This is a genomic window from Leifsonia sp. NPDC056824, assembly GCF_042789575.1.
Taxonomy (GTDB): domain Bacteria; phylum Actinomycetota; class Actinomycetes; order Actinomycetales; family Microbacteriaceae; genus Leifsonia.
Genome location: NZ_JBHUAV010000003.1, coordinates 310,493 through 322,555 on the forward strand (window position 1 = coordinate 310,493; position 12,063 = coordinate 322,555).

At 72.3% G+C, this 12,063-nt stretch carries 10 protein-coding genes and 1 pseudogene; 8 read left to right on the forward strand and 3 right to left on the reverse strand.

Annotation, left to right across the window (positions count from 1 at the left end; translation table 11 throughout):
* Nucleotides 1-62 precede the first annotated feature (62 nt).
* Nucleotides 63-560 carry a hypothetical protein gene (locus ACFRFH_RS14275; RefSeq protein WP_382463662.1) on the reverse strand — a complete coding sequence of 166 codons (498 nt, stop codon included), beginning with the start codon at nt 558-560 and terminating at the stop codon, nt 63-65.
* Between the two features lie 97 nt (nt 561-657).
* Between ACFRFH_RS14275 and galE the strand changes: the two genes are divergently transcribed.
* The 4 genes from galE to ACFRFH_RS14295 all read left to right on the forward strand — a co-directional run bounded on the left by galE (nt 658) and on the right by ACFRFH_RS14295 (nt 6,855).
* Entirely contained in the window at nt 658-1,620 is a 963-nt protein-coding gene (gene galE, locus ACFRFH_RS14280) for a UDP-glucose 4-epimerase GalE (protein WP_345836732.1), read from the forward strand.
* Nucleotides 1,621-1,803: 183 nt separating this feature from the next.
* Nucleotides 1,804-2,127 carry a WhiB family transcriptional regulator gene (locus ACFRFH_RS14285; RefSeq protein ID WP_382463663.1) on the forward strand — a complete coding sequence of 108 codons (324 nt, stop codon included), beginning with the start codon at nt 1,804-1,806 and terminating at the stop codon, nt 2,125-2,127.
* Between the two features lie 71 nt (nt 2,128-2,198).
* Complete coding sequence (locus ACFRFH_RS14290) at nt 2,199-5,432, forward strand: glycosyltransferase (protein WP_382463664.1); 3,234 nt, start codon at nt 2,199-2,201, stop codon at nt 5,430-5,432.
* Nucleotides 5,425-6,855, forward strand: a complete 1,431-nt coding sequence (locus tag ACFRFH_RS14295; RefSeq protein WP_382463665.1) for a DUF5719 family protein — start codon at nt 5,425-5,427, stop codon at nt 6,853-6,855. Before ACFRFH_RS14290 ends, ACFRFH_RS14295 begins: the two co-directional genes overlap by 8 nt.
* A 36-nt stretch (nt 6,856-6,891) precedes the next feature.
* On the opposite strand, the gene ACFRFH_RS14300 is transcribed toward ACFRFH_RS14295, so the two are convergent.
* Complete coding sequence (locus tag ACFRFH_RS14300; protein WP_382457175.1) at nt 6,892-7,335, reverse strand: metallopeptidase family protein; 444 nt, start codon at nt 7,333-7,335, stop codon at nt 6,892-6,894.
* Between the two features lie 42 nt (nt 7,336-7,377).
* Between ACFRFH_RS14300 and ACFRFH_RS14305 the strand changes: the two are divergent.
* From ACFRFH_RS14305 to ACFRFH_RS14320, 4 genes and pseudogenes are all read left to right on the forward strand, one after another.
* Nucleotides 7,378-7,563 (forward strand): annotated as a pseudogene (locus tag ACFRFH_RS14305) (DUF3499 family protein); the annotation flags it as partial.
* Between the two features lie 51 nt (nt 7,564-7,614).
* On the forward strand, nt 7,615-9,057 hold the full coding sequence (locus ACFRFH_RS14310; RefSeq protein WP_382463666.1) for a phosphomannomutase/phosphoglucomutase: 1,443 nt from the start codon (nt 7,615-7,617) through the stop codon (nt 9,055-9,057).
* A gap of 43 nt (nt 9,058-9,100) precedes the next feature.
* On the forward strand, nt 9,101-10,582 hold the full coding sequence (gene ahcY / locus ACFRFH_RS14315) for an adenosylhomocysteinase (protein ID WP_382463667.1): 1,482 nt from the start codon (nt 9,101-9,103) through the stop codon (nt 10,580-10,582).
* Nucleotides 10,582-11,133 carry a GNAT family N-acetyltransferase gene (locus ACFRFH_RS14320; RefSeq protein WP_382463668.1) on the forward strand — a complete coding sequence of 184 codons (552 nt, stop codon included), beginning with the start codon at nt 10,582-10,584 and terminating at the stop codon, nt 11,131-11,133. The genes ahcY and ACFRFH_RS14320 overlap by 1 nt, the downstream gene beginning before the upstream one ends.
* Before the next feature lie 22 nt (nt 11,134-11,155).
* Here the strand turns inward: ACFRFH_RS14320 and ACFRFH_RS14325 are convergent, their stop codons facing one another.
* On the reverse strand, nt 11,156-12,058 hold the full coding sequence (locus ACFRFH_RS14325; RefSeq protein ID WP_382463669.1) for a cyclase family protein: 903 nt from the start codon (nt 12,056-12,058) through the stop codon (nt 11,156-11,158).
* Nucleotides 12,059-12,063 lie beyond the last annotated feature (5 nt).

The window sequence follows — 12,063 nt, forward strand, 5'->3', positions numbered from 1 at the left end:
CTCCACCACACCGCCGAGACGTGAGTCGTTGCGGGAATCGCGCGAGCTGAACCCGCAACGACTCACGTCTCGGCGGGGGTGTGGGGGGTCGGGAGGCGGGTGGTGAGGCGGAGGGCGATCAGGAGGGGGATCACGCCGAGCAGGCCGAAGGACATGTCGATGAGCTGCCAGCCGAGCGGGATGCCGCGGATGCCTCCCGCGATGAGCGCGAGCGGGATCACCCCGGCGCAGGCGATGACCCCGAACCAGATCACCCAGACATTGCGCACAGGGTCGACCAGCGGGCCGATGAACGCGACGGCGATGACGAGGTGCGCGAACGCCAGCCAGTCGGTTCCGTAGGACAGGAACGGATAGCGCGTGCCGCTGTCGTCGAGCGCGTGACGCACCCTGTCCACCCACTCGACCAGCCCGGGCAGGAGTCCGGGCGCGGGAGACCCGTGCAGCGTCTGGGACAGCAGGGTCAGCTCCGCCTGGAGCGGGAAGGCCGTCACCCCGCTCAGCACGAGGCCGACGATGAAGACGGCGAGCCAGATCCGGATGGCGGTGATGGTGCGCACAGCATCGACGCTAGGCGAACGGCGGCCGCCTGGCGTCCATCCCGGGAACGATAAGGTGGCCGGGACCCCAGGATCGCGAATGAGCAGGAGGACGCCCGTGGCGTGGTTGGTGACCGGAGGGGCCGGCTACATCGGCTCCCATGTCGTGCAGGCGTTCCGCGCCGAAGGCATCGACGTCGTCGTGGTCGACGACCTGTCCAGCGGGCACGAGGAGTTCGTCCCGGCCGACGTGCCCTTCTACCGCGGCACCATCCTCGACGGCGCCCTGCTGGAGCGGATCTTCCGGGAGAACACCGTGTCCGGCGTCGTGCACGTCGCCGGCTTCAAGTACGCGGGCGTGTCCGTGCAGCGGCCGCTGCACACCTACGAGCAGAACGTCACCGCCACCGCCGTGCTGCTCGCCGCGATGCAGGAGGCGGGGGTCGACGCGATCGTCTTCTCCTCGTCCGCCGCGGTGTACGGCACCCCGGACGTCGACCTGGTCACCGAGTCCACCCCGAAGAGCCCGGAGTCGCCGTACGGCGAGTCCAAGCTGATCGGGGAGTGGCTGCTGCGCGACCAGGGCGTCGCCGCGAGCCTCCGCCACACCTCGCTGCGCTACTTCAACGTCGTCGGCTCCGGCGACCCCGCGCTGCGCGACACCAGCCCGCACAACCTCTTCCCGCTGGTCTTCGACGCCCTCGTCGCCGGCCGGACCCCGCGGGTCAACGGCGACGACTACCCGACGCCGGACGGCACCTGCGTGCGCGACTACATCCACGTCGCCGACCTCGCCGTCTCGCACGTCGCGGCGGCCAAGCGCCTGGACGCGGGGGAGCCGATCCAGCCGGTCTACAACCTGGGCAGCGGCGACGGGGTCAGCGTGGGCGAGATCATGTCGACGGTGGCCCGCGTGACCGGAATCGCCTTCACCCCAGAAGTGGGGCCTCGACGGCCGGGGGACCCGGCGAGGATCGTTGCCTCAGGAGAGCTCGCCGCGCGCGACCTCGACTGGAAGATGCGCCACTCCCTCGAGGAAATGGTAGGCAGCGCCTGGGAAGCACGGCAGGCGGCGTCCTGACCTGCAGGTCGATGGGGGTAGACAGGTCGGGCGTGTCGCGATTGTTGTCGTGCCTCGGCGCGTCGTGAACTCTCGACCAGGCGTTAAGGCTTTACGATTCGCGACTTGACGGAAGCGAATGACAACGGTGTAATTATTGCGACACGACAAACGTGTACGTCAGTTAGAGGGTGGGGAACCGATATGGCAATTCCTGAATATCGTTCTGGGGTACCCGACGACTGGTTCGTGGATCCGGTTCGACTCGGGGTTCCGGGAGTCCGGGCAGCGGCTGTCGAGGACGACAACCCGCTCGCCTGGCAGTCCGACGCCCTGTGCGCGCAGACGGATCCGGAGGCGTTCTTCCCCGAGAAGGGCGGCTCCACTCGCGACGCCAAGCGGATCTGCACCTCGTGCGAAGTCCGGTCCCAGTGCCTCGAATACGCGCTCGCCAACGACGAGCGGTTCGGGATCTGGGGCGGGCTCTCGGAGCGCGAGCGTCGCAAGCTCCGCAAGCGCGCGGGCTGAGCCGGGTCGAATACGCGCCGCGCCCGATGCACTACCGGGATCGGCGCAGCCCCAACTTAGGCTGACTCCCGATGTATCCGAGAGTCACCGCCATCGTCGTCGCCCCGAGCGGCGGCAGCAGCCTGCAGCGCACTCTCGACGCCCTCGCGGCACAGACCCGACAGCCGGACGCCGTGATCGCCGTCGACTGCGCGAGCACGGACGACGCCGCCCGCCTCCTCGCCGACGCCAAGCCCACCCAGCTCCTCCGCAGCCCGGAGAAGCTGTCCTTCGGCACGGCCATCGCCACCGCCGTGCGCGTGCTCCCGCCCACGACCTCGTCGGACGAGCTGCTCTGGCTGCTCGCCCACGACACCGCGCCGGAGCCGGAGGCCCTGGCCGCGCTGATCGGCGCTCTCGAGGTCTCGCCGTCCGTCGCCGTCGTCGGCCCCAAGCTGGTGGACGCCGACGACGCCGCGTTCATCCGCGAGTTCGGCGAGTCGATGACGCCCTTCGGCGCCTCCCTCCCGCTGGTCGAGAACGAGCTCGACCAGGCCCAGCACGACGGCCTGAGCGACGTGCTCGCCGTGTCGACCGCCGGGATGCTCGTCCGTCAGCCGGTGTGGGACGCCCTCGACGGCTTCGACCCGGCCCTGCCCGCCATCGACACCGGGCTCGACTTCTGCACCAGGGCGCGGCTGGCCGGCTACCGCGTGACGCTCGTCGCGCAGGCCAGGGTCGCCGTCGGCGGCGACGGCCTGGCCGGCCCCAACCTGTCCCGCAAGTGGTCGGTGCGCCGCAAGCTCGCGGGGGAGCGCCGCAGGGCGCAGCTCCACCGCCGGATGGTCTACGCGCCGGGCTGGGCGCTCGTGCCGCACTGGCTGACGCTCGTGCCGCTGGCGATCCTGCGCTCCATCGTGCGCCTGCTCCGCAAGGAGCCCGGCTCGGTCGGCGGCGAGCTCGGCGCGGCCTTCCGGGTCGCGTTCTCCGGGATGGCGGTCGGCAACGCCCGCCGACGGCTCTCCCGCGCCCGCACCGTCGGCTGGGCGGCCATCGCGCCGCTGCGGCTGCCGTTCGCCGAGGTGCGGCGCGGTCGTGCGCTCAAGCGCGAGGCGGCGATGGTCCGCCAGCACGGTGAGCGTCAGGAGCTCGACTTCTGGGGCACGGGCGGCGGCTGGACGGTGCTCGCGATGCTGGCCGTCGGCGTCCTCCTCTTCTACCCGCTGGCCGGCTCCGGCGCGATCACCGGCGGCGGGATGCTGCCACTGAACACCTCCGTCGGCGACCTCTGGGCGAACCTCGGCTACGGCTGGCGCGACATCAACCTCGGCTTCACCGGAGCCGCCGACCCGTTCTCCGCTGTGCTCGCCGTCCTCGGCACCCTCACCTTCTGGCAGCCGAGCGTGTCGCTCGTGGCGCTCTGGCTGCTCGCCCTGCCGCTCGCGGCCCTCGGCGCCTGGCTCGCCGCCGCACGGCTGACCGTCCGGCCGACCCTCCGCGCGTTCGCCGCCGTCGTCTACGCGCTGGCTCCGACGCTGTTCGTCGCGCTGCAGGGCGGCCGCCCCGGCGCCGTGCTCGCGCACATCCTGCTGCCGTGGCTGTTCTTCGCGGGACTCGCCGCCCGCCGCTCGTGGACGGCCAGCGCGACGACCGCCCTGATCGCGGCCGCGACCGTCGCCTGCGCCCCCGTGCTCATCCCGGCGCTCGTGATCGCCTGGATCGCCGCCATCGTGTTCGCCGGCCGCCGCGCCGCGCGCATCGTCTTCATCCCGCTGCCGGCCGTCGTGCTGTTCGCGCCGCTGGTCTGGCAGCAGGCCTCCCGCGGGGCGTGGCTCTCGATCTTCGCCGACCCGGGCGTGCCGCTCGACGCCAGGCAGACGCCCGCGTGGCAGCTCGCGCTCGGCTTCCCCGACGGCGCGCTCGGCGGCTGGCACGCCCTCGCGCACGCGTTCGGGCTCGGCGCCCTGCCCAGCACCATCATCGTGCCCATCCTGCTCGCGCCGCTCGGCATCCTCGCGATCCTCGCGCTGTTCCTGCGCGGAACGGTCAGGGCGGTCGTCGCGCTGCTGGTCGCGCTCGCCGGTTTCCTCACCGCCGTGACGGCGCTGCACGTCGAGCTGGCGGTCTCCGGGTCGGCGGTCGTCCCGATCTGGCCGGGGAGCGCCGTGAGCCTCTACTGGCTCGGCCTCATCGGCGCCGCCGTGCTCGCGCTCTCCGCCCTCCGGCGCGGCGCGCTCGCACCGGCCTGGGTGGCGATGGCGACCATCGCGATCGCGGCCGTGCCGTCGGCGATCGCCACGCACGACGGCCAAGCCCTGGTGACGGCGAGCGACGGCCGGACGATGCCGGCGGTGGTGACGGCCAAGGCCTCGACCCAGCCGCGCACCGGCACGCTGCGGATCACCCCGCAGCCGGACGGCGGCATCCGGGCGGAGGTCGTCCGCGGAGCCGGGCAGACCCTCGACGGCCAGACCACGCTCAGCTCGACCGGGCGCTCGCTGTCGTCCGGTCAGCAGGAGCTGGCGACGCTCGCCGGCAACCTCGCCTCGCGCAGCGGCTTCGACGCCTCCGGCGAGCTGAAGCGGCTCGGCATCGACTTCGTGCTGCTCACCCCGTCGGCGACGGCGCTGGACGAGCACGTCGGGACCAAGCCGGACACCACGGCGGCCGACGCCACCCGGACGCGGGCGAGCGTCGCGATGGACGCGAACTCGCTGCTCGCGCCCGTCGGGCAGACCACGACCGGCTCGCTGTGGGCCTTCAGCAGCGGCACGACCGTCGAGCCGCCCGCTGCGCTGATCCCGCCGGACGCGGGCGGGATGTGGCGCGTGATCGTGCTCCTGATCCAGGGGCTGATCGTCGGCTTCACACTGCTGCTGGCCATCCCGACCACGCGGTCCGCCGACCGCGTCTCCGAGCTGAACTCCCGCCGCCCCGCACGCAAGCACGGCGGGGAGCCTCCCGCCATCGAGCCGGACGACGAGCCCCTCCCGCCGTCGGACGGGGACATCCCCGTCGCGGGCGAGAGCCTGGACGAATGGGACGCCGAGCCGGAGGACGAGGCCGTCATCGAGTCCGCGGACGAGGACGAGGCGCGCGAGGCGCATCCCGAGCCGGAGGAGACCACGGCCCCGAAGCCGGAGCCGAGCCACCTCACAGCGCAGGAGCCCGCGCTGCCGGAGCCCGCCACGGGCCCGAACGCCACCGCCCACGACTTCGCCCTCCAGGCCGCCATCTCGTTCGACGCACCGACCACGCTGGAGGAAGGCCTCGACGAGACCATCATCCGGCCCCGTCCCGCCATCGAGAGGAGCGACCGTGGCTGACCGCCGTGCCCTCGCCCAGGGCGGCGTCCGCGCGATCGGAGGCCTCGTCGGCATCGGGATCGCCGCCGCCGTCATCGCCGGCGCGACCCTGCTCCCGCTGTCCGGCTTCGCCATCGACGCGCCGTCGAAGACCGTCCACCCGGTCCCGGCCGACCAGCAGCGCGTGTGCCCCGGACCCGTGCTCGCCCTCGCCGCCGACGCTGGACAGGCCTCGCAGCCGAGCGCCATCGGGCGGTTCTCGCCCGTCTACGGCACCGACGGGCCGGACACCCAGACCCGGAACCTCAAGCCGGACGCCTCCACCGAGTCGGCCGACCAGGCCCCGCTCGCGCTGACGGCCACGACCCCGCAGGGCGCCACCCGTCCTCCGCTGTTCGCGGGCGCCCAGGTCCAGAGCGTCAGCAGCCAGGACCTCGCCGGGCTGGCCGCCGCCTCGTGCGGCGAGGCGAGCGCCGACAGCTGGCTCGTCGCCGGCGCGACCACGCTCGGCCAGACCAGCCTCGTGCTGCTGTCCAACCCGACGTCCGTCGACGCGACCGTCAACCTCGACATCTACACCGAGACCGGCCGGGTCGCGGCGCCGGGCGCGACCGGCATCCTGGTCCCCGCCGGCGCGCAGAAGGTCGTCCCGCTCGCGGGCCTCGCGCCCTCCGCCACCGCGCCCGTCGTCCATGTGAGCACCACCGGCGGCGCCGTCGTGGCCACCATGCAGCAGAGCTTCGAGCAGGGCATCGACCCGCGCGGCGTGGAGCTGGCCGGCCCGACGGGCGCGCCCTCCCAGGTGCAGACGATTTCCGGGGTGACCATCAACTCGCTCGCCGCCGTCACCGCCGCGCAGTCCGCGGAGGCCGTCAGCGTCGAGTTCCCGACCGTGCGCGTCTTCGTGCCGGGGACCCAGGACGCCCAGATCACGGTCGGCGCCGTCGGGGAGACCGGCACGGCCGCGGGCAACTCGTACGCGCAGACCGTGAAGGCGGGCAACGTCGCCGAGATCCCGCTCGACCACCTCAAGGACGGCAACTTCGACGTCACGGTCCGCTCGAACGTGCCCGTCGTCGCCGCCGTCCGCACCTCGGTCATCGGGACCAAGACGCGTGACTTCGCCTGGTTCGTGTCGTCCCCGCCGATCACGGACTCCCAGCTCGTCGCCGTGCCGCCGGGACCCGGCGCGCGCGTGCACTTCGCCAACGCCGCGGACAAGGACGTCAAGGTGAAGATCCAGCCCGCCTCGGGCGCGCCGATCCCGCTCACCGTGCCCGCGGAGGGCGGCACTGGCGCGGTGGTGCCCAGCGGGCGCTACACGATCACCGGAGGCGACGGCCTGGTGGTGAGCGTCAGCTTCATCGGAGACGGCCAGACGAGCGCGTTCGCGGTCTCGCCGGCCGGCCCGCTCGCGGCTGCGATCGAGGTCTACCCGCACTGACGCCCGGCTCACGCCGGGTTGCGGCCACGCTTCGGCTCAGAAGTGCCGGAAGCGGTCGGGCGCGAGGTCCCACGGGTCCTTGCCGAGCAACTCGGCGACCGCACGGAAGACGCAGCCCTCGATGTACATCCTGCGGTGCAGGTCGTCGTCGCGGTGCAGCTTGGTCAGCCGCTGGATGGGCACGCGGTAGAGCACGACGCGCCGGCGTGCGTGGTCGACGTACCAGCGGTCGACGCCGTCGCTGCCGGTGTTGCCCATCGGCGTGGCGGCGACCTCGAAGTGCACGTCCGCCAACTCCTCCGGCCAGACGCCCTTGAGGTAGTCGGCGGTGGAGGCCACGGTCATGTCGAAGAAGTCGATGCGGTTCTGCAGCATCGGCAGATGCGGACCCGTGACCGGTCCGCGTGCGCCGCGGCCGTGACGGCTGCGCCACCGGCTGGTCGCCGGGGGGTTGCTGCTGGTGCGGCGGTTGCGGGGCATGTCGCAATCCTACGTCGGTGGGGCTCCGGTAGTCTGAGGCCGATGTTGAGCCGCCCGTGTTCCCGTGTCGCGTGTCCGCGCGACGCCGTGTCGACGCTGACGTACGTCTACGCGGACTCGATGGCGGTGCTGGGCCCGCTCAGCCTCAACCACGAGCCGCACTCGTACGACCTGTGCGCCATCCACGCCGAGCGCCTGTCCGCGCCGCAGGGCTGGCAGATCGTGCGGCACGAGGTCTTCGGCGACATCAGGTAGGGCTCGATCAAGTAGTGTGACCGGGTGCACTCATCTGACTCGATCGACGACTACCGCGACGCCCTCTCCGCAGTGATCAAGACCTACGATGTGCGCGGGCTGGTCGGCAGCGGCCTGACCCCCGAGATCGTGACCGCGATCGCCGCGGCGTTCGTCGACGAGATCGGCGCAGCAGGGTCGGAGGTCGTGGTCGGCCACGACATGCGCGACTCCTCCCCGGAGTTCGCCGCCGCGTTCGCGCGGGGTGCGCAGGCCCGCGGGGCGGACGTCGTATCGATCGGGCTGTGCTCCACCGACGAGTCCTACTTCGCCTCCGGCGCGCTGCAGGCGCCCGCCGCGATGTTCACCGCGAGCCACAACCCGGCCACCTACAACGGCATCAAGCTCTCCCGCGCCGGCGCGCAGGGCCTCAGCCTCGACACCGGCCTCGCCGCCATCCGCGACCGTGCGGCCGTCTACCTGGCCGAGGGTATGGAGCCGGTCGCCGAGCCCGGCTCGTACCGCGAGCAGGACGTCCTGGCCGACTACGCCGCGTACCTGCGCGGCCTGGTCGACCTCAGCGACATCCGCCCCATCAAGATCGTGGTGGACGCGGGCAACGGCATGGGCGGCTTGACCGTTCCCGCGGTGCTCGGCGAGGCCGCCGGGCTGCCCGCTCTGCCCATCGAGATCGTCCCGCTGTACTTCGAGCTCGACGGCACTTTCCCGAACCACGAGGCGAACCCGCTGGAGCCGGCGAACCTGGTCGACCTCCAGGCCGCGGTCGTGGAGCACGGCGCCGACCTCGGCCTCGCCTTCGACGGCGACGCCGACCGCTGCTTCGTCGTGGACGAGACCGGAGGCGCGGTGTCGCCGTCCGCCGTGGCCGCGATCGTCGCCCTCCGCGAGATCGACCGCGCCCGCGCCGAGGACCCCGACGCCGAGATCACAGTCATCCACAACCTGATCACCTCCAACATCGTCCCGGAGACGATCGAGGCCGCAGGCGCGACCCCGTACCGCACGCGGGTGGGCCACTCGCTCATCAAGGCGGCCATGCGCGAGTCGGGCGCCGTCTTCGGCGGCGAGCACTCGGCGCACTACTACTTCCGCGACTTCTGGAGCGCCGACAACGGCATGCTGGCCGCGATGCACATGCTGGCCGAGTTCGGGGCGCAGGAGCGACCGCTGTCCGAGCTGGCGGCGGCGTACACGCCGTACTCGCAGTCCGGCGAGATCAACTCGACCGTGGAGGACGTCCCTGCCGCCTACGCGCGCGTCGTGGAGGCGTTCACCGGCCGCGCCGAGTTCGACGAGCTGGACGGCCTCACCATCACCGGTTACACGGACGAGACCGAGCCGTTCTGGTGGTTCTCGGTGCGCCCCTCCAACACGGAGCCGCTGCTGCGCCTCAACGTGGAGGCGGCGGACGCCCCCACGATGACCCGCATCCGCGACGAGGTGCTGGCGCTCATCCGCGCCGAATAGCCATCCGGCTGGCGTGATCCGGAGGGCATGGGACAATATCCCCATGCCTTCCGCCGTCACTGACACGTCCCTGCCGTTCCGCGTCGCCGACCTCTCGCTCGCGGAGGCGGGCCGGCACCAGATCCGGCTCGCCGAGAACGAGATGCCCGGCCTGATGGCCCTCCGCGAGGAGTTCGGCGCCTCCCAGCCGCTCGCCGGCGCCCGCATCGCCGGCTCGCTGCACATGACCGTGCAGACCGCCGTGCTGATCGAGACCCTGGTCGCTCTCGGCGCGCAGGTGCGCTGGGCGAGCTGCAACATCTTCTCCACGCAGGACGAGGCCGCAGCGGCCATCGCGGTCGGCCCGCACGGCACGGCCCAGGCGCCCGCCGGCGTCCCCGTGTTCGCGTGGAAGGGCGAGACTCTCGACGAGTACTGGTGGTGCACCCAGCAGATCTTCGACTGGAGCACGGAGGCGGCAGCCGCAGGCGCCGACTGGACCGGCCCCAACCTGATCCTGGACGACGGCGGCGACGCCACCCTGCTGGTCCACAAGGGCCGCGAGTTCGAGCTCGCCGGCGCCGTGCCCGCCGACGCCGAGGGCGACAGCCACGAGTACCGCGTCATCCTCGCCGCGCTGCGCGCCTCCCTGGCCACGTCGACCGACCGCTGGACGCGCGTCGCCGACGGCATCCTCGGCGTCACCGAGGAGACCACGACCGGCGTCCACCGCCTCTACGAGCTGGCCAAGCAGGGCGAGCTGCTGTTCCCGGCGATCAACGTCAACGACTCGGTCACCAAGAGCAAGTTCGACAACAAGTACGGCATCCGCCACTCGCTGCCGGACGGCCTCAACCGCGCCACCGACGTGCTCATGGGCGGCAAGGTCGCGTTCGTCGCCGGCTACGGCGACGTCGGCAAGGGCGCCGCGGAGGCGCTGCGCGGCCAGGGCGCCCGCGTCATCGTCAGCGAGGTCGACCCGATCAACGCCCTCCAGGCGGCGATGGACGGCTTCCAGGTGACCACGCTGGAGTCCGTCATCGACCAGGTCGACATCCTCATCACCGGCACGGGCAACGTCAACGTCGTGACCCTCGACCACATCCTCGCGATGAAGCACCTCGCCGTCGTCGCCAACGTCGGCCACTTCGACAACGAGATCGACATGGCCTCCCTGGAGGCGCTGCCCGGCGCAGAGAAGGTGGAGATCAAGCCGCAGGTGCACGAGTGGCGCCTGCCGAACGGCCGCAGCGTCCTGGTGCTGTCCGAGGGCCGCCTGATGAACCTCGGCAACGCCACCGGCCACCCGAGCTTCGTGATGAGCAACTCGTTCGCCAACCAGGTGCTCGCCCAGCTCGAGCTCTTCGTCTCGACCGAGGACTACCCGATCGGCGTCTACGTGCTCCCGAAGCACCTGGACGAGAAGGTCGCCCGCCTCCACCTGGCCGCCCTCGGCGTCAACCTGACCACCCTCACGGACGAGCAGGCCGCCTACATCGGCGTGCCGGTCGACGGCCCGTACAAAGTCGACCACTACCGCTACTGATGGCGCTCGACTTCGCAGACCGGGAGCTCCCCGGCGGCCTCCTCCTGCGCCTGCGCCGGGAGGAGGACGCCGCGGCGCTCGCCGCCGCCTACCTCCGCAACCGCGGCCACCTGGCCCCCTGGGACCCGACGCGCTCGGAGGAGTTCTTCACGGAGGCCGGCCAGCGCACCCGCACGCTGGAGCTCCTGGCACTGCGCTCGCTGGACACCGCGGTGCCGCTCGTGATCGTGGACGGGGACGAGATCGCCGGAGGCATCGACCTCAGCAACATCGTCCGGGGCGCCTTCCAGAGCGCGATGGTCGGCTACTGGCTCGACCGCGGCCACACCGGCCGCGGCCTGGTGTCGGTGGCGCTGACCGCCGTGCTCGACGCCGCCCGCGACGACTACGCCCTGCACCGGGTGCAGGCGGCGACCCTGCTGGCCAACCACGCCTCCCAGTCGGTCCTCACCCGCGCGGGCTTCGAGCGCATCGGCGTCGCGCCGAACTACCTGAAGATCGCCGGCCGCTGGCAGGACCACGTTCTTTTCCAGAAGATCCTGCACGACTGAGCAGGGCTCCGGAGGGCTCTCGTCAGACCTCCGCGAACGCCCGCACCGGGAACGTCCCGAACCCTTCCACCGCCGGCGGCGCCGCCGTGAAGCGCGCGCCGCGGGCGGGCAGGTCGCCCAGCCGGGTCAGGTGCTCCACGACGTGAATTCCGTGGGCCAGCAGGATGCTGTGCGCGGGGCGCGTGCCGCCGCTCTCGGTGTCGTCGATGTTGAGGGAGTCGATGCCGACCAGCGTCACGCCCGCGTCGGCCAGGTGCTGCGCGCCGGCCTCGGTGAGGTAGGGCGCGCCTGACGCGTAGGCCGGCGTCCCGAAGCGGGTGTCCCAGCCGGTGTGCAGCAGCACGGCCGTGCCGGCCAGGTCGCGGTCGAAGAACACCGAGGCCGGGATGCCGCGCTCGGCCGCATCCTCCAGGTGGAACACCTCGGCGGGCAGCCCGACCAGCGTCGCGAGGTCGAGCGAGGCGAGGTCGCCGCCGTCCGCGTAGCGGTGGTACGGGCTGTCGAGGTACGTGCCGGTGTTGCCGATCATCGTGATGACGTCCATCGCGAACTCGGTTCCTGCGGCGTAGCGCGCGCGGGAGTCCTCCCGGGTGAGGTGCGGGGTGATGACCGGCTCAGGGAGGCCGGGGTAGGTGACCAGACCGGCGCGGATGCGGTGGCTGAGGTCGACGACGCGGCGCGCCCGGGCGTCCGGCGACGGCGTCGCCATCCCGCGGCTGCCGCGGTGCGGCTCGGCCACGATCCGCAGCCCCCGCAGCTCGACCGTGCCGACGAGCGCCAGACCGAGGTGACGGACGAAGAGCTCGGCGACCTCCGCCTCGCCGACCGACGCCGACGGCACGTCGAGACGGAACCCCTCCGCGGTCAGGCCGCCGCCGTTGACGAACGACACGCTCGCGTCGAAGTGGGCACGGTACTCGGTCATTCGCG

Excerpts from the sequence above, each read along its gene's own strand:
- ACFRFH_RS14285 (WP_382463663.1), top strand. The coding sequence starts at position 1,804 with ATGGCAATTCCTGAATATCGTTCTGGGGTACCCGACGACTGGTTCGTG.
- ACFRFH_RS14290 (WP_382463664.1), top strand. The coding sequence starts at position 2,199 with ATGTATCCGAGAGTCACCGCCATCGTCGTCGCCCCGAGCGGCGGCAGC.
- ACFRFH_RS14300 (WP_382457175.1), bottom strand. The coding sequence starts at position 7,335 with ATGCCCCGCAACCGCCGCACCAGCAGCAACCCCCCGGCGACCAGCCGG.
- ahcY (WP_382463667.1), top strand. The coding sequence starts at position 9,101 with ATGCCTTCCGCCGTCACTGACACGTCCCTGCCGTTCCGCGTCGCCGAC.
- ACFRFH_RS14320 (WP_382463668.1), top strand. The coding sequence starts at position 10,582 with ATGGCGCTCGACTTCGCAGACCGGGAGCTCCCCGGCGGCCTCCTCCTG.
- ACFRFH_RS14325 (WP_382463669.1), bottom strand. The coding sequence starts at position 12,058 with ATGACCGAGTACCGTGCCCACTTCGACGCGAGCGTGTCGTTCGTCAAC.